This window comes from uncultured Gilvimarinus sp., from assembly GCF_963972205.1.
In the GTDB taxonomy this organism is placed as follows: domain Bacteria; phylum Pseudomonadota; class Gammaproteobacteria; order Pseudomonadales; family Cellvibrionaceae; genus Gilvimarinus; species Gilvimarinus japonicus.
On sequence record NZ_CAXAUC010000013.1, the window covers coordinates 29,599 to 48,604 of the forward strand.

Below are 19,006 nucleotides of genomic sequence, written 5' to 3' on the forward strand. Positions count from 1 at the left end.
CCTTTGGTACTGTAAGTATTGACCAGCATTGAAAAAATTCCAGTTTCCAGGACGCATTACTTAAACCAATTGGAGATAGCGAACATCCGAGGCAGATGATATAGCTATATTCGCTCGCAACCAGTGACACCTGAACGCGCGCAGCCCTCCAGTGCATAAAATGCCTACAACAAAATAATTCAGCCCCCCTTAATAAGTTCAAGTAGCGTTTGATTACGTTATGCCCTCACACATTGCCGTAGCACCCGCTTTCCAACCTGACAGACCAACTGCCAGACCAATTATTGTCACATTTACCATTTGGCCAATAAAGTTTTTTACAGCACTGTTCCGGTCACAACAAAAGAGACTTCTTGCGCCAAAAAGCTCAAAAACAGTCGTTTATTGCCAATTCGTGACCGAATTGGCTTTACACAAGCTGATACAGCTACTACATTGCCTTACCAATCAGGCATTACCAATGCCGGATTGATTGTCCGACCATTGATGGATCATTGGCGACAGATGACTCACTCCTCAGATATACAGGTACGTCAACAATATAAAAAGCACCAGAAGTCAGTCAGGTTGCGCCACAGCGGACTGTTGCAAAACAGAGGATGTGCCAGCCCTGTCGAGAGTGCTTTTACCAGTCCGCCCATAACAATGGCAATGTAGCGATTGGTCGGTAGAGGTAATGCCCTAATTGCGACGCATCCATAAATTTAATAATAGGATTGTCCAATGAAAAATGTACTGCAAAAAACACTTGTCCCCTGTACGTTGGCACTCGCCGTCGCGGGTGTCTGCGCCAATGCCCAAGCAGCCGACGGGTACGCCACGTTAAACGGTGGTACCACCGGTGGCGCCGGCGGTAGCGTAGTTTACGCAACTACCGGCACCGAAATTCACGCCGCTTTGTGTAATCGCGCCGCAAGCGATACCCCCATCATTATTCACGTCGAAGGCACCATCAATCACGGCAACACCAGTAAAGTATCTGGCGATAGCTGTAACACCGCCGACGATAAAATTGAAATCAAAGAAGTCAGCAACGTCTCTATTATCGGTGTGGGTAACGGGGCATTGTTCGACGAGCTCGGCATTCACTTGCGCAGCTCAGAAAATATCATTCTGCAAAACTTGCATGTGCGCAACGTAAAGAAATCCGGCTCGCCTACCTCTAACGGCGGTGACGCCATTGGTATGGAAAGCGATGTTTACAACGTCTGGGCCGATCACCTGACGCTCGAAGCATCAGGCGGCGAAGACGGCGGCTACGACGCGCTGTTTGATATGAAAGCCGACACTAAATACGTCACCCTGTCTTACAGTACATTGCGCAACTCAGGACGCGGCGGATTGGTGGGCTCCAGCGATGGCGACACCAACAACGGTCCGGTGACGTTTCACCACAACCTGTACGAGAATATCGACTCGCGTACCCCTTTGCTGCGCGGGGCAACAGCTCACGCTTACAACAACTACTACATCGGCTTGCAAAAATCGGGGATGAACCCACGGGTTGGCGGTCAAATCAAAGCCGACCACAACTACTTCTTAGACTCGAAAGATCCGCTGGGTACCTTCTACACCAACGATATGGGCTCATGGGATGTGAGCGGCAATATCTGGGACAATATCACTTGGTCCTCTGACGGTGACGACAACCACCCTGCCGGCTCTGCTGGCAGCGATCCGGTATCGACCACCAGTATCAGCATCCCTTACAGCTACAGCTTGGATGACGCGACCTGTGTACCACAAATCGTACTGGCAACCGCGGGTGCCAATACTGGTCTTGCGGTATCCAATGGCAGCTGTGAAGTGACCAGCAGCTCCAGCTCATCCAGCGTGCCATCGTCCAGTAGCTCAAGCTCCTCTGAGGATAACTCGTCAAGCTCCAGCACTTCTTCAAATCCGGGCGAGCCAGGCACCAACCTATCGATTGGCGCCGGCTCTGACGGCTCCAGCAAAGACTCAAGCAGCTACGGCAATGTCCGCGACGGCGACACCTCCAGCTACTGGCAACCTAACGGTACCTCGGGCGAGCGCATTTCTATTAAATGGGACAGCGCCACGACCTTTAACAGCGTGATTATTCGCGAGCTAAACAACGCCACCAGCGCTTGGCAGCTGGTGAACGATGATACCGGTGCAGTACTCGCCTCTGGCAATAGCTTGGGCAATGAGGCGGTCATTAATTTTAATGACACAACCGCCACCAAAGTAAACCTACTGATAGACAGCGCCAGCAGTGCTCCGCAGATTGCTGAGTTTGAAGTGTATAACGGCTCGGGACCGATCAGTAGTTCATCGTCATCCTCTTCTGCCGCCGGCAGCGTTGACTTAGGCGTAACAACTTCAGGCTCGGACGCTTATTTAAATTGGAATGTCAGTAATATCAACAACTACAACCAAGAGGTGTACCGCGATACTGACCCAGACCCCGCAGGCCGTTTGCGCATTGCCAGTGGTGTTGCCGGCAACAGCTACACCGACAGCAATCTAGCCGATGGGACTTACTATTATTGGATTAAAGTGACCGACAACAACAATGTCGTTACTAACTCCAATGGCGACAATGCGGTTATTAGCACCGCATCTTCTACCTTAACGCTGGAAGAGTCCGACGGCTTTTGTAACGTCGAAGGTACTATTGATAACAACCACTCGGGCTATGAAGGTAGCGGTTTTGCCAACACCGAAAACACCCAAGGCAGCGGCATTAACTGGTCGGTTAACGTGCCAACATCAGGCACCTACCAACTAAATTGGCGCTACGCTAACGGCAGCAACAATCGCCCGGGCAATGTGTTGGTGAATGGCTCCAACCAAGCTTATGTGGATTTAAACCCCACCAGCGCTTGGGATGACTTCACCGGTTCAGGCACGGTCTCTGTCTCCCTCGATGCGGGATACAATGAGTTGCGCTTAGAAGCCACTACCAGCTCTGGCTTGGCAAACATTGATAGCTTAAGCATCACCGGCGCTGCACCTTCCGCCGGCGACTGTAACGGCGGCTCAACCTCCAGCTCCAGCAGCGAGCAAAGCTCTTCCGTCTCAAGCAGCTCATCGAGCGAGCCGGTTGAACTGGGCAATAACTTAGGCTCTGACGCCGACGGCAGTAGCAAAGGCAGTGGCACCAGCTATGGCAATGTCGTTGATGGCAACACCAGCTCTTACTGGCAGCCTGGCTCAGCCAGCAATGAGACAATCTCGGTTAAAGGTTTATCCGGCTCGTTTAATACCGTTATTGTTCGCGAGCTAAACAATGCAACCACCAGCTGGTCGTTGCTGAACCACGATACCGGCGACATCCTCGCTACCGGCGGCGGCCTCGGCAGCTATGCGGTCATCAACGGCTTCGGCGATATATCGGCCAGCAAAGTCAGCCTAGAGTTACACTCGGCAACCACGGCGCCACAAATCGCTGAGATTGAAGTTTATAACGCCTCGGGCACAGTCAGCAGCTCAAGCAGTTCGGTGGTTAGTTCAAGCTCGTCTAGCGAGGCAAACTCTAGCAATTCATCAGAGAGTTCGAGCTCTTCTGTGACACCGCCCCCCAACACTAACCTCTCACAGGACTGTGTTGCCATCGCCACTGATCCAAACGTCAACTGGCGCGCCACATCACTGCAAACCGATCAAGAGATTGTCGAGTGTCTGTCAAACTCTCTCGGCCGCGCGGTGGGTTACGGGGAAAACGCGCTGGGCGGTTACGACCCTAACGGCAACAGCCAGCTAACCATCATCACCAAAAACAGCAACACCTCTGTTGAACAACAGATTGTCGATGCGGTAACCGGCGATGATTACAACTGGATTGTGTTTGACAAGTTTGACTTTGCCAACACCACCGAGATCAGCATGCACCGCGTGCAGTGTAGTAACCCTGATGTTCTGTCGCAGCTAAACACGACGGAACAAAAGTGTATTAACTACACCGAGTGGTGCGATGATAACGGCGTATCGGGTGAAGAGGCTTGTTTGGCTGAGTTTTACAACGAGGCTCTGAACGAAAGCTCTCTGCCGATTCGCAACATCGTGGTTGGCTCTAACACCACCCTTGATGGTCGCATGAGCGAAGGCTTCTTCCGCTTTAACGGCTTTGCAATCGGTAAAGACAGCTCAGGTCAGCCAACGCAAACGGCCAACAGCGTTATTCTGACGCACCTGTCGTTTATCGGTGCCGGTCACACGGAAGATCACGACCTTGACCCGGACATGATTCGCAACACCGGTGCATCACACGATATCTGGATTCACAAAAACACGTTCGACACCACCGGCGACGCCGCCTTTGATGTCAAAGTGGGCGCTTATGACATCACCATGTCATTCAATAAGCTGCTAAATGTGAAGCGGGCATCGTTGCACGGCTCCAGTGACAGTCGCGAAATCAACTCGCAGATTACCACTACCATGCACGACAACTTGTTTGTCACCGATGATGCGCACTACGACAGTTTAGGCAACACAGGTCGTCGTGTTCCGTTAATCCGTCGCGGCACCTCGCACATGTTCAACAACGCCTTTGTCAACTACCGCAAAGACGTCTTTAGCGTACGCGTCGGTGCTCAGCTGTTTTGGCAAGACAACATGTTTGTGAATAACAGCATTCACCAAGAGAAAGATGATGTGCAAGACGCGCTTGACGAGATCGCCGAAAACTTGCTGCGTGATACTCGCGACGGTGACTTCCAGAACGAAGGTAGCTACTTATGGTTCTCGGATGGCGCCTGTAACTTAGACTTCAGCACTGAGACGGCACTAACGCACAACGCCGGCAGCACTGGTGACTTAAGCCAAAACTACAACAGCGCCTCACAGAGCATGATGAATGAGCATCAACTGCCAGCAGGACAAGAGTTGGTCGACTACCTCAGCGCTACCGCCGGTAAGCACGGACAGGTTCCGTTTAACTCGCCACTTGGGTATGACGCTGACTATGTACTGGGCTTAGGTAAAGTTTCCTGCCAGTAACATTCGCTCAATGAAATATCGATGAAGCATTAAACCCACCCGCCGCCAGCGGGTGGGTTTTTTTTCTTCCAAAAATCAATCGGCAATAAGAGAAATAACAATGAATACACACAAAAAGCCCACTCTTTTCGGGATGGGGCTGGTTCTGGCTCTATCCGGGGCCACCAGTCTGCATGCTCAAACAGACACCAATCTCTCGCTCGGTGCCGGCGCTGATGGCTCCTCGAAACAAAGCGGTAGCAGTTACGGCAACGTCACCGATGGCAACACCGCCAGTTACTGGGCGCCCGATAGCGCCACCGGCCGTATTTCCGTCAAATGGTCAGAGGCCACCAGCATTGCCCGCGCAGTCATCGTTGAGGCTTCGGGACATGAAGGCAACATTGCTTCTTGGCAGCTGGTAAATCACCAAAACGGCGATGTTTTGGCACAGGGCTCAGGCGCCGGCAGCATTAATTTTGCTCCGGTCAGTTTGACGAAAATCAACTTTGAAATTCTCAGCAGTAGTGGCGCACCCGCCGTCGCCGAGTTTGAAACCTATGCCAATGGCGCCGAAGAAGACACCGCCAGCGTCAACCTCGCGGCCAGTGTTAACGGCGACGACGTCACCCTGAACTGGGATGTGAGCAATATCAATATCGCCAGTCAATCGGTCTACCGGGATACAGATTCCAATCCCCAGGGGCGCACTCGTATCGCCGCCGGTGTCAGTGGCAGTCGCTATACCGATTATGACCTTAACGATGGCACCTACTATTACTGGATAAAAATTAACAGTAGCGATGGCAATATTTATAACTCCAACGGCGACGACGCCGAGATCGCAACCACCAGCACGGCCTTAATTGTGCAAGAAGACAACGGCTTTTGCTCGGTAGAGGGAAGCATCGACAGTAACCACAGTGGTTTTGGCGGCAGTGGTTTTGCCAACAGCGACAATAAATCTGGTGCCGGCATCACCTATAGCATCAACGCCGATTATGCCCACAACGCCCTACTGGATATTCGCTACGCCGCCACCAGCAATCGTCCAGCGGATATCGAGGTCAATGGCACCGTTGTTGGCACCGCCTACCTGCCCGCGACCGGAGCTTGGGACAGCTGGAACAGTGAGAGCCTCACAGTGCCGCTAGAGGCCGGCGAAAACCGCGTCCGCCTAATCGCCCAAACCGCGAACGGCTTGCCCAATATCGATTCGATGACGGCCGTGGGCGACAACCTGAGCGCGGGCTCGTGTGGCGCTGTGGTGGTGATGGACTGCAACGATGTCACCGACCAACCGGTGATTACCGTCGCTCAGGATGGCAGCGCTCAGTACAGCAGTGTGCAGGCCGCCGTAAACAGTGTATCGCGCTCCAACTCTCAGCCCACCCAGATTCGTATCAAACCCGGCACCTACTACGAGAAACTGCTCATCGACCGGCCCAACCTAAGTCTGTGCGGCGAAGCCGGCAAGACCGAGTCTACGGTATTAACCTACGACGACACTGCCGACACCTCCGATGGTAACGGCGGCACCTTAGGCACGTCGGGCAGCACCAGTATTTCCATCACCGCCGACGACGTCTCGGTCGAAAACCTCACCATGGAAAACAGCCACGGTGCGGGTATCCAGGCGGTTGCGGTACGTATTGCGGCAGACCGGGTGCAATTTCGCAACACTCGTTTTCTGGGCAACCAAGACACCCTCTATGTCCACAGTGGCTCACAATATTTTAAAAATTGTTATGTCGAAGGCACCGTGGACTACATTTTTGGCGGCGCCACAGCGGTGTTTGATCACTGCCAGATTCACAGCGTGGGCGGCGGCACCGCCATCACCGCCCCCAGTACCGATGCAGATCGCCCCTACGGCATTGTCTTTCTCGGCGGTGAGGTAACGGCGGCGTCTTCGGTCAGCGCTGACAGCGTCGCGCTGGGCAGAAACTGGCGGCCCTATGGCGCCAGCACTTACTTAAACGTCGCACTGGGTGCACATATTTTGCCGCAAGGCTGGCGCGCCATGGGTAGCAACAACCTTACTACCGCGCGCTTTGCCGAATATCAAAACACCGGCGCCGGTGCCGACACCTCGCAGCGTGTGTCCGAGTCCCGCCAGCTGTCGTACGCCGAGGCGGAAAACTACACCGTGGACAATATGTTTGAGTCTTGGGTCCCGAGCTTTAGCGGCCACGTCGCCAGCGCACCAGTGTTGTCTCAGCAAGGTAACCCTGTGCACGAGCGCTTTAACCGCTACCTAAGTGAGTGGAGCCTAAGTTCCAATCAGGCCAACATTATTCTCTCACATCAGTACGACAATGGCGGCTGGCCCAAAAACCAAGAGTACGATAGCAACGGTAACGGCGGCAATGGTTCCGCGACTATCGACAATGGCGCCACCACACTAGAAATGAGCTATATGGCAGAGATGTACAAGCGCACCGGCAACACCGCCTACCGCGACTCGGCCAGAGCGGCGATGGACTTCTTGTTGCAAATGCAATATCCCTCCGGTGGCTGGCCGCAGCTTTATCCCCTCAGGGGCGGCTACTCAGATCACGTGACTTTTAACGATGATGCCATGACCCGCGTGCTAACCGTTCTCTACCACGCCGAAAAAGGCGCTGCGCCTTTTGATAGCGATATTTTTAACAGCGGTGATCGCGCACAATTCAAAACCGCGCTCGATAAAGGGGTGGAATACATCCTCAATGCGCAGTGGGAGCAAAATGGCGTTTTGACTGTGTGGTGTGCGCAGCACGGTGCCACGGATTATCAGCCAAAAGCCGCCCGCGCCTACGAGTTAAAATCGCTCAGCGGCAGTGAGTCGGTAGAAATTATCGCTTTTTTGATGACACAACCACAGACGCCTCAAATCAAATCTGCCATTGACGCCGCACTGGCCTGGTACCGCAGCCCCAATACCATTCATCAAGATTACCAATACGATAAATCCAGCGAGGAAAAAATTATTTACTCCCCGGGCGATCGAATGTGGTATCGCTTTTACAACCTGTACGACAATCAGGGCTTTTTTAGTGATCGCGACGGCGGCACCTACTACGACATTATGGACATCTCCGAGGAACGTCGCGAAGGCTACAGCTGGGGTGGCAGTTATGGCGAGAAAATCATTTCTTATGCCGAGAGCGTAGGTTATTAAATAGGCCGGCCCCGAGCGATAGCCGGGGCCAACAAATTCAATGCCCAACGTTTTCTTACGGGTTGCAGGATAGGATGCCAGCACCCCGGTTTTATTTATCGAAACCGCTATCGCGCAATATTAGTCAAACGAAATATCCACCCACACTAACCGGTGATCTGAACTACTTTTACGATCCTCCACCAAATACTGCAGCGGCTCATCTTTTGCAGGCCAAAACACCCCGCTACCGCCCACCTTAAGCGAGCTTGACGGCAATACATAATCGGCCCGCATCCCCCAACTAGCGGTATGATTCGCACTAAATTTGTTATCCGGCCGGGCTTCTCGCGCGCCAGTACTGGTGGGCATAGGGTCTTGTACGCGCGCAAGGGCCAACAGCCTAGCGATCGCGTCACGGCGGCCATCACCCTCCACCGCCGAGGCGTTTAAATCGCCCAGTAAAACAAAATCACGGGACATATCGAGCGCGCCCCGCCCGCCTTGGTCATCGTAAAGATACTCGCCGGCGCCGCTGAGGTAATCGATCCACAACCTCAGTTCATCATGATTGCGCGCACCGTTGCGATCCTCCGGCCCATCAAACACTGGGGGCGTTGGGTGGCTCGCCAAAATATGCAGCGTTTGGCCGCCTATCTGTACTGGCACATCCCAGTGTGACTTGGACGACAAGCGCAATAGCGGCCACACTGCATCGGTATAATAAGGCGTGCCATCGGGGTTTTTCGGTCGAGCCGCATCTGGCATATCGGCCCACAAAAACTGCCGGAAGCTTCTCACTGAATCTTCATCAATAGGATAACGGCTCAACAACACCATGCCATAATGGCCGGGATAAAAACCAAACCCGTAGGTATCAGCCGGGGCCGTAATTTTTCCATCACCATCTATATCTTGCGGCAATAATACACCCGTATTGACCTGACCACGATAATGATACGGGTAAGTAATAGGCTCGGCATCTTGATGCGCCACAGCCAAGTAATGCTTTTGCAACAACGCCAGAGAATCTTCCGCTTCACCGGCTTGCGCGGTGTTATCAAACTCATTTAACAACACAATATCCGGCCGCACGCGCTGAATAATCTCGGCTATATGATGAATTTGAGTGTTGCTAGCCGATTGCAGCTCACGAACTAAAATTGAGCCTTTGAAGTTTTCCGACTCAGATTCGTAATTGCGCGCCTCCATGCTGACATTAAAAGTCGCCACACGGAGTGTGGTGGGGTTGGTGACCACTTTTTCTTTACTTTTAGCGCACCCGGTGATCGCGACACTCATACCAATCAAGACTCCTAATATTGCCATTTTTATTCCGTGCACTCTCACTCGACGCCCCTTATGACCGACTTAAAAGCATAAATTTCGCCGAGCCTATCATAACCTTTATGACCAACCTGTGACCTGTCACGCCCATGTCTTGATTTTGTCACAGCGCCGTCACAGAAGTTTCGCATATTTTCGCTAGAGTCCTCGGGCCAATGTAACAACAACTCTAATAACCTCCCCGCGCAATAACACGACAAAGACTCGTGTGGCGCTAGTCAGCCATCGCGCGGGAGGCACGTGCACAACAAATACGGCGCGTGAATGCATTGCTCAATCGACCATGGAGTAACCTAACGGGAATAAAAGCCATGAACAACCAGTTAACACGAAATACCTTAGTACTTGCGATTGCCGCGGTTATGGGGACCGCGCTACCGGCTATTGCACAAGAAACCAGCTCCGCCATCCAAGGCCAAGTTGTCGATGCCAGCGGGCAACCGCTGAATAATGCCAACATCACCATCACCCACACGCCGTCCAATAGCCAAAGCGACCTAACCACTACCGACTCCGGTCGTTTTAACGCGCGCGGCTTGCGCGTCGGCGGCCCCTATACCGTAAAGGTAGCCTCAGACGAAGGTACTCAAACGGTACAGGATGTGTACTTATCGCTGGGGGACGCCTATCAACTAGAAATTGTGGTCGGTGATGCCGCCACAGAAGAAATCTTAGTGGTCGGCAACCTGCAAGAGCAAAACTTTGCTGCGGTTGGCCCTAACACCACGTTTAGCTTGCACGATCTAGAAACGGCGCCGGCCATCAACCGCGACTTAAAAGATGTCGTACGCCTCGATCCGCGTATTTATATCGACGAAGCCTTCAAAGACTCCATTCAGTGTGCCGGTGCCAACCCGCGGTTTAACAGCTTAACCGTAGACGGCGTGCGCATGAACGATAATTTCGGTTTAAACAGCAACGGCTACCCCACCGAGCGGATGCCTTTCTCCTACGATGCCATCGAGCAAGTGGCGGTAGAGCTTGCGCCGTTTGATGTACAGTACGGCGGCTTTAGCGCCTGTAACATCAATGCTGTGACTAAATCTGGCGACAACGAATTTCACGGTTCGGTCTTTTACGATTACACCGACGACTCAATGGCGGGCGACTCGCTTGAAGGCGACAGCATCGATATCGCGCCTTTCGATGAACAGCGCTATGGTTTAAGCGTAGGCGGCCCCATTATTCAAGACAAATTATTCTTTTTTGCCGCTTACGAAAAACTAGAAGGTGTTGACACCTTTGATCGCGGCACCGCCGATGCCAACGTGGCCACCCCCGTTAACGGTGTATCCGCCGCGCAAATCGCCGAAATCGAACGTATCGCCAACGATGTGTACGGCTATAACCCGGGCAGTTTCCCGTCAAGTTTGCCGGTCGATGACGAAAAGCTATTGGTTAAAGTCGACTGGAACATCACCAACTCGCAGCGCGCTTCATTAACTTACAACTACAACGACGGCTATTCCATCGCGCAATCCGACGGCGATTCTGACGAGCTGGAGTTTTCTAATCACTATTACGAGCGCGGCGCCGAGCTCACCTCGTATGTTGGCCAACTGTTCTCCGACTGGAGTGATGCTTTCTCTACCGAAGTAAAAATTGGCTACCAAGAGTTGGACAACCGCCAGTTATCCCTAGGCGGCACCGATTTTGGTGAAGTACAAATCACCACAGAGAACGATCACGACAATGATGGCAATTTATCCCGAGCCACTGTTTACATGGGCTCTGACGATTCCCGTCACGCCAATAAACTTAAATACGATTCACTCAACCTAAAGTTTGCCGGTAGCTATCGTCTGGACCTGCAAACCTTTACCTTCGGCTATGAGCGCGAATCGTTTGATGTGTTCAACATGTTTATTCAGGAGTCGGAAGGCGAATACCGCTTTAGCTCTATCGCCGATTTTGAAGCAGGAACCCCCAGCCTGATCACTTACGAGAACGCAGCAGGCAGCAATATTAAGGGCGATGCCGCAGCGCAATTTGAATACGCGGTGAATACCTTGTATTTACAAGACGAGATTTTCCTTGATGGTGGTGATCTTAAAATTGTTGCCGGCCTGCGTTATGACTACTACGAGAGCGACGATAAACCAACGCAAAACTTAGACATATTAGCAAGCTACCTGATCGACAATCGCCAAAACCTAGACGAAGCCGACTTACTGCAACCGCGCTTGGGCTTTAACTGGAACCTAACCGATTACTTTGAAGTTCACGGTGGCGTAGGTCTGTACTCTGGCGGCAATCCCAACGTATGGATCTCCAACAGCTACTCCAACGACGGCGTTACCCAAATTGAAGTGCAAGACGACTCCGGCGAGTCGATTCTGGACATGCCGTATACCGGCGAAGGTCGGCCGATCTACGATATCCCGCAAGAGTTGTACGACCAAGTCGCTAACAACCAAGGCGCTAACGGCGGTGTAAATTTATTAGACCCTGATTTCGAAGTGCCGTCAGTCTGGAAATACGCCCTGGGTGCCAGCTACGAGTTTTCCGGCAACCTAGTTTTATCCGGTGACATTCTCTACAGTCAACACCAAGATTCAGCAATTATCTCTGACATCTCACGCGTACAAACCGGCACGGCCATTGATGGTCGCCCCACGTACGGCAGCATCGATGGTCGCAGCCAAGACTTTATGCTGACCAATGTCGACGGCGATGCAGGCGACGCTTTGACTATCTCGGTTGGCGCCAGTAAGTACTTTGATTTTGGTTTAGAGTTAGCCGCCGGCTACGCTTACAGCGACGCGGAAGACGTTAACCCCATGACCAGTTCAGTGGCGTTTTCGAACTACACCAGTGTAGCCACCGCCGACCCGGAAAATCCAGGCCCGGCCACCTCTAACTACAATATCCCCCACCGCTTTACCACCAAAATCGCCTATGAACATGCCTTTTTTGGTGACTTCGATACCCGCGTCACGCTGTTTGGCTCGGCCAACGAAGGTCGTCCTTACAGCTACACTTTTGATCAGGGCTTTATGTTTGGCGACTCTACCGGGTTTATCTCGCGGCACCTTTTGTATGTGCCCACCGAAAACGACGCCAGCGTCGTCTATGGCGATAACTTTGATGTAGAAAGTTTCAACCAGTGGATTGCTGACGAGGGGCTAGACCGCGGAGAGATTATGGAGCGGAATGAACTGAACAGCGATTGGTGGGTTAAATTTGATTTAAAAGTCGAACAAGAACTACCGGGCATTATGGATGGCCACCGCTCGTCTATCTACATGGTGGTTGAAAATCTCGGCAACCTCCTCAACGATGACTGGGGCGTGCAGTACGAGGCAAGCTTCCCACGGGCACAAACCGCTGTGGATGCCACCATGGATGACCAAGGCCGTTACGTCTACGAAGAGTTTCGTGACCCGGCTGGCCCCACTCGTGTCGGTAGCCCCTCATTGTGGGAACTGCGCGTTGGCTTTCGTTACGATTTTTAATAACCAATAGCAACCGGACTAAAAAACCAAAAGGGCCGGATCATTGATCCGGCCCTTCTTCTTGCTTAACTCACTTACAAATTATCGAGATACTGGCGATGCTCAGTGGAAAACTCAAAGTTATTGAATTTATCCCAGTTGATCGACCACGTCATCACGCCGCGTAAATCACTCCACCCAGTGGTGGTGTGCGGTTGATAGGTGCCGCAGCCTTGTAGCTTGATTAGACAATCGAGCGCCGATTGCACCTCCCTGACGGTGGTAAAACCGCCACCGGCATTGCTATTGGCCGGCAAACCCAGCAGCACTTGATCTTCACGCAACGGCGGAAAGAAGTCATTAGTCCCGGCAATGGTAAAGCCCGTTAATAACATATCCACCATCGCCACATGGAAGTCAGCCACGCCCATACTGTGATACTGATCATCCAAGCCGGTAATGGGGCCCGAGTTATAATTTTGTACTTGTAGCCAGTTTAGCTCATCACGCATGGCGTAAATCACCGGCAAATAAGCCCCGGCGCGGGTATCACAACCCGAGCATGTACCACCGTAAAAGCTGTAACCCAGCTGCACAAAGAATGTCTCTGGCGCCATGGTCAGCATAAAGTCACTACCATAATGCGATGTCAAATCTTGCAAGGCACCAATCAGGTTAGTAATTACCGGCGTGGTTGGGTTGCGGAAATCGTCATCGCCACTTTCTAAATACAAAGAGTGACCTTCAAAATCCACATCCAAACCGTCAAACCCGTATTCATCAATAATACTGATCATCGAGTTAACAAAGTTAGTCCGCGCGCTTGCGGTTTCTAACTGCACCTGGCCGTTGGCACCACCAATACTGATAATGACTTTTTTACCGGCGGCTTGTTTCGCCGCAATGCCATCTCGAAACGCCTGTTCGTCAAACGCGGGGTCGAGCACAAAACCAATGTCGCCCGGCGCGTTACCGGTAGGCTCGGCAAACGAGACATTAATGGCATCAAACGCGTCAGACACATTAGCAATGGGAATCACCCCCGAGCCATTGTCAAAGTTGTGCCAGTAGCCAGAGATAATCCGATCACTGTTGCCCACCGAGCTATTTGAGGAGCTACTGGAAGAGCTGGTTGACGACGAGCTACTGGATGAACTCGAACTAGACGATGAACTGGTAGCGCAGCTACCCGTCAACTGCCAAGCATCCTGCCAATGGGCACCGGTGCCCGGAGCGTAGGCCCACGCGGCATTTGAAGAGCACCAACCGGCAATATTACAGCGGTACTCGTTACCCACATTTTGCACCAGCTGATTGGCACTGTAAGCCGTGCCCGACACGTAGGCAGGCGAGCTGCAAACACCTCCGACCGAGCTGGACGAGCTGCTGACACTGGATGAACTGCTAGAGCTAATGGAACTGCTTGAGCTACTAACACTGCTCGACGAGCTGCTCGAACTACTCGAGCCAACATCGCAAGCGCCTAGGGACGCCCACACGTCCCATTGCGCGGAGTGCGTTAAGGGGTCGTCGCCTTGCGTCCACCATTTGGCTTTAAACAAAGTGGCATCGCGCACCGCGGTGACGTCAGCGGTATAAACATCGCCACTGTTCCAGTTTGCGACGTTGCTGCAATCGGCCGCGTGGGTATTGGCCACAAAAAGTGCAGCGCCAATGACACCACTGACATTTACCCAGCGGCGAACCTGTGCTTTAGGCTGTTTATTGATGGCGTGGCTATCTATTGTTTTAGGTCGTGATAATTGCATAAGTCATGCTCCAAAAAATGAATGGATGCATGTAAGCAATCACTATCTGGCCGCAGGGCGAACCTGCTAATGCCGTCCGTGGATCGTTATTAATATCTAAGTATGGGCGATCATTGCCACATACATCTTACGGACATCCAGGCGGATCTATAAATATGTTTACGGAGTGCTTAACACACTTTTATATGCGCATTAATTATAAGCGTTACCGTTGGGGTTTTTAGACGAGCGGTCGAGCCAACAACCGCCAGTGAACAACAAAAAACCCCGAACCATAAATGATCCGGGGTTTAAAGAACGCTCGTTAGGCGGGGCAATCCTTTGCCCCAAGTAATGCAGCTTACCATCAGCCGCCGATATTACAGTGAGCGCAAGAAGGCTAGCACATCGTCTTTTTGCGATTGCGATAGGCCTTCATAGCCTTGACGTGAGGCTTCACCCTCACCGCCGTGCCAGCGGATCGCTTCATCGATGCTACGTGCGCGGCCATCGTGCAAATAGCTGTGCACTGGCGTACACACTTGCTGACCTTGTGGTGCGTTAGTCGTGCCACCGGTAACACAAGCCGCTAAACCTAAGCCCCACAAGGGTGTGGTGCGCCACTCACTGCCGGTGGCATCGCCTTCACCAAGGTTATCGGCCAGGCCTGGGCCCATGTCATGCAGCAACAAGTCGGTGTATGGCTGAATCGCCTGGCTGCGTAACTCGGCCAACGGATGGAATTGGCTCGTTTGATAAGACGGCGTGTGACAATCAGCACAACCAATCGATTCAAACAAGTTTTCACCGTTTATAACCGCAGCATCGTTGTAGTTGCGCTGTGCACGCACCCCCAGTAGCGAGACGTACTTAACCACATTATCAACGTGCGAATCGGCAAGCTCCGAGCCCGACGAACCACAGTTAGCCTGCGCGCTGCCACAATCCGGATTGGGGAACAGTGAAGTCATCACGCCCATATCGGTATTAAAGGCACCGGCGACTTGGTCTTTCACGCTTACTTTAGCGGCTTTCCAACCAAAGCGGCCCAAACGCGTCGCGCCCGTTGCCGGGTCGGCAACGCGGTTAGCGCGACCAGAGATACCATCGCCATTGGCGTCGTTAGGATCTTCCTGCGCCAGTACATCGGACTCAGAAATCGCCTCAAGCAAGCCCATCCCCACTAACTGCGGAGCAATGCGCGCCGAGAAAGTCTCGGGTGTTACTCCGGTAAACTGGAAGTTAGGCGAACGCAAACCGTTTTGCTCAGTCCACGAAGAAATAGCCACCTGACCTTCACTACCGGCACCGCCGTTTGCCTCTGGCTGCAATACACGGCCTAACTGCGGATGCGGATTACCATTGGCATCACCCACTTTGAACACCCACTTGTCTAAGTGCTCGCCTACTGGATTAGCGGCAGCGCGACCATTGCGTACGTGACAGCCAGTGCAGCTTGAGTTAACAAACAGCGGACCAGCACGGCCAATAGCAGGGTTAAAGGCGGGGTTGTCTATCGGGTTTTCATCGTGCAAGCCATCAACAAACGAGCTGTGCAGCACACGACGACCCAACATAAACGGTTGCGCGTTATCGTAACCAATGTTGGTTGCCATCTGTAAAAACAGATTATCAGGCTCGTTAGAACTCATGGCGTGCACGGTGGTGTGACCGCCCAACCACGCTTTCTCGGGGATTTTCACAGAGTCTTTAACCCCACCGGCCGGTGTCGCACCGCCCACTTCCCAGGGCACAAGACCTTCACCCACAATGTACAGGTAGGTAGAGCCATAATAAGCCGAGCGACCATTGGGCACACTGTGATCCAAAAACTGACTCAGCTCAAACTCCATTTTGTCGCCGATCTGAATCGCACGCCCCTCGCGGCAGTTAAAGCTGCGCTCTTTGTAGTAGTGCGTATCGTCGATCACCTCCATGGTGCCGTTATCGCAAAACTCTGCCACTGTGCCGACCCCGCGATAGAACCAGCGGTTTTCAGCTTCCGTATCATTCAGTTTAAATTGCGTCACCACATTCATTCGAATGGTATCACCGCCTTTGGCCACGTAATCAACGATCTCAATGGCGGCGGTGCGGTCTTCCCAATAATGGGTGAGATAATGCTCGTACGCCTGAAAGTGATCTTCTTTCGCGTGACGATCACGGCCGCGATCGGAAAAACGCGTTACCAAAGCATCGCCACGGTCAAACTGAATCACAGGTTCCAGCGGCGTACCACTGTTGTAAAGGGGCGTAACCGGCCCACCCGCTGGCGTGCTAGAGCTGCTCGATGAATTGTTAGTGCTGCTGGAGCTGCTAGAGCTGGATGAACTACTGGTGCTGCTTGATGAGTTGTTAGAGCCACCCACTGTATAGTCGCGCCATGGCAGACTCTGACCCGCGCCATTGGTGATTACGGTAAAGCTTACACTCACCACATCACCGCTGTTTAAGCCCGGGATATCATAGCTCCACTGCCCTGCGGCTTCGTTCATGCGCACGTTATTCTGCGCGCTGCCGTTAATGCTGTAGTGAATGTCCACCGTATCACCTTGGCTCACGGTAGCTCGCAAGGTTTGGCCGTTGATCATGCTTAAGCAGCCATCATCACAATTACCGCTGGCACTTGATGAACTGGATGCAACCGAACTTGAGCTGGAACTTACCGCGGGCTCGAGGTGAAGCCAATCGAGGTTCATACCGGCCGAGGTAACATCCAAACGCACCGTATAGTTACCCGCTTGGGCGACCGAAATCGACCCGGCATCTTGCTCTTGCCACGCTTGCCATCCGCCCGTCGCCGGTACATTGCCACTTACCGAGCCGCCAGCGACGGAAATGCTGTATGCCCCGCCGCCGGTGTCAGAGGCTACCCGAGCGCCAATGTCGTAGGTGCCGGCACCGAGCGCAACGTTGTACTCCAGCCACTCTCCGGCCTCCATCCAGCCAACGTTGTAACCTCCACCATTAGCTTCGATGTCGACATCGTCCGAACGGTAGGCCGTGCCGTTATTACCCGCTGAGGTATCGTAAAAAGCGTCATAATCTTCTGCTTCAATACGTACAGGTACCGCACTGGTGCTGCCGCTTGCCGAGACACCAAACAATTCAAACTCAGACAACTGTAATATGTTGCCCGAGTTATTGCTCATGTCTAAGCGGTAATAGCGGTAGGCGGTCGTGTTGCTAAAAGCAAACTCACGAGTTTGGTGGCGATTGGCAAAGTCTTCGTTAATGCGCGCATCAATCGCCGTCCAGTTATTGCCATCGTTCGAGCCCTGCAGGGTCCAGCTGGCGGGATCACGCTCTGGGCTATCGTTAGCCGAGCTGATTGAGTAGCGCTTCACCACGTAGGGTTCCGCCATTTCATATTGCAGCCAACTGGCATTATGAAAGGTCAAATACTTAGTGTTGACGTTATTATCCACGGCATCGCCATGGCCTTCGCCCGCTGGCGAGTCGGCGTACTGCGAGCTGATCATACCGCCAAGATTGGTCAGCTCGACTTCACTGCCCTGGCTAACTGGCGCGCCGTACACTTCCATCTCCCAAATGGAGTAGCCCCAATTGTTACCCGCACTGCGGCTTACGCCATGCATACGTACGTAACGGTAATTGCCCGAGACGGGCACGGTGTCGGTTCTGTCGCCAAAAGCGCCGCCCGAGCGGGTAGCGATCGTTGACCAGGTATTGCCGTCGTTAGAACCCTGAATTTCGTACTCGTTGGCGTTGGCCGCCTCCCAGTAAATAATAACTTCAGACAGCGCAAAGCTGTCGCCTAAATCGAGCGTAAGCGACGATGGATCGACTTGAGCGGTAGAGGCCCAGCGAGTGTTGCCGTCGCCATCAATAGCGGCGCTAGCCGGCAGGTCTTGGGTACTAGCGCTAGCCGTTGCCGAGCCCGATAGGTTGCTTATCTGAGCGTAGGCGCCGGTGCTGGCGGCCATAATCAGTGCCGCAAGGGCACCTCGAGAAAACGTTTTGGCTATCATGTAGCACTCCTCATTATTAGCGTTTTGTGAGGTTGAGTAAGTGTGTCGCTGCACGGCTTCCGTTATCGATAATACCGCTGACCTCCTATCAGACACTTGATCGATCTGGCGCAGTGCTGGAGCTCGGCGACTATCCAAGCGCAATACTCAGAGTGATGCTTAGTTCCAGTGCTTGCACTCTATGCCTGCACCGTCAAGGTGTCTTCCCACTAACCACCGAGCGCTAATGTGAGAAGTCACTCTTTCCCACATTCCGTCACAGTAAGCTGACACACTTAACCGCAGCCCAGTAGTGGCGCCGCCTTGAAGAGCGAACCCAGAAAATAAAAAGCGCAGAAAAATTTGTAGCTTCTTTTAAAAACGATAAACGGATCACTTAAACAAAAATTAAATTAATGC

The 19,006-nt window shown here is 52.7% G+C and carries 6 protein-coding genes; 3 read left to right on the forward strand and 3 right to left on the reverse strand.

Going from position 1 to position 19,006, the window contains the following annotated elements:
• Window positions 1-723 precede the first annotated feature (723 nt).
• Together AACY82_RS15360 and pelA are read left to right on the forward strand one after the other, a co-directional pair.
• Complete coding sequence (locus tag AACY82_RS15360; RefSeq protein ID WP_339617718.1) at window positions 724-4,965, forward strand: CBM35 domain-containing protein; 4,242 nt, start codon at window positions 724-726, stop codon at window positions 4,963-4,965.
• A 100-nt stretch (window positions 4,966-5,065) separates the two neighbouring features.
• A complete protein-coding gene (gene pelA / locus AACY82_RS15365) occupies window positions 5,066-8,107 on the forward strand; it encodes a pectate lyase (protein ID WP_339617719.1) in 3,042 nt (1,013 codons plus the stop codon).
• Window positions 8,108-8,227: 120 nt separating this feature from the next.
• On the opposite strand, the gene AACY82_RS15370 is transcribed toward pelA, so the two are convergent.
• Complete coding sequence (locus AACY82_RS15370; protein WP_339617720.1) at window positions 8,228-9,415, reverse strand: endonuclease/exonuclease/phosphatase family protein; 1,188 nt, start codon at window positions 9,413-9,415, stop codon at window positions 8,228-8,230.
• Between the two features lie 329 nt (window positions 9,416-9,744).
• Here AACY82_RS15370 and AACY82_RS15375 point away from each other — a divergent pair, with 329 nt between their 5' ends.
• Window positions 9,745-12,888: a TonB-dependent receptor gene (locus AACY82_RS15375; protein ID WP_339617721.1), complete on the forward strand. Its 3,144-nt coding sequence runs from the start codon at window positions 9,745-9,747 to the stop codon at window positions 12,886-12,888.
• Between the two features lie 74 nt (window positions 12,889-12,962).
• Here the strand turns inward: AACY82_RS15375 and AACY82_RS15380 are convergent, their stop codons facing one another.
• Together AACY82_RS15380 and AACY82_RS15385 are read right to left on the reverse strand one after the other, a co-directional pair.
• Window positions 12,963-14,636 (reverse strand): glycosyl hydrolase family 18 protein, encoded by a 1,674-nt coding sequence (locus tag AACY82_RS15380; RefSeq protein WP_339617722.1) that lies wholly within the window; start codon window positions 14,634-14,636, stop codon window positions 12,963-12,965.
• 359 nt (window positions 14,637-14,995) lie between these two features.
• Window positions 14,996-18,607: a di-heme oxidoredictase family protein gene (locus AACY82_RS15385; protein WP_339617723.1), complete on the reverse strand. Its 3,612-nt coding sequence runs from the start codon at window positions 18,605-18,607 to the stop codon at window positions 14,996-14,998.
• Window positions 18,608-19,006 lie beyond the last annotated feature (399 nt).

Excerpts from the sequence above, each read along its gene's own strand:
- AACY82_RS15360 (WP_339617718.1), top strand. The coding sequence starts at position 724 with ATGAAAAATGTACTGCAAAAAACACTTGTCCCCTGTACGTTGGCACTC.
- pelA (WP_339617719.1), top strand. The coding sequence starts at position 5,066 with ATGAATACACACAAAAAGCCCACTCTTTTCGGGATGGGGCTGGTTCTG.
- AACY82_RS15370 (WP_339617720.1), bottom strand. The coding sequence starts at position 9,415 with ATGGCAATATTAGGAGTCTTGATTGGTATGAGTGTCGCGATCACCGGG.
- AACY82_RS15375 (WP_339617721.1), top strand. The coding sequence starts at position 9,745 with ATGAACAACCAGTTAACACGAAATACCTTAGTACTTGCGATTGCCGCG.
- AACY82_RS15380 (WP_339617722.1), bottom strand. The coding sequence starts at position 14,636 with ATGCAATTATCACGACCTAAAACAATAGATAGCCACGCCATCAATAAA.
- AACY82_RS15385 (WP_339617723.1), bottom strand. The coding sequence starts at position 18,607 with ATGATAGCCAAAACGTTTTCTCGAGGTGCCCTTGCGGCACTGATTATG.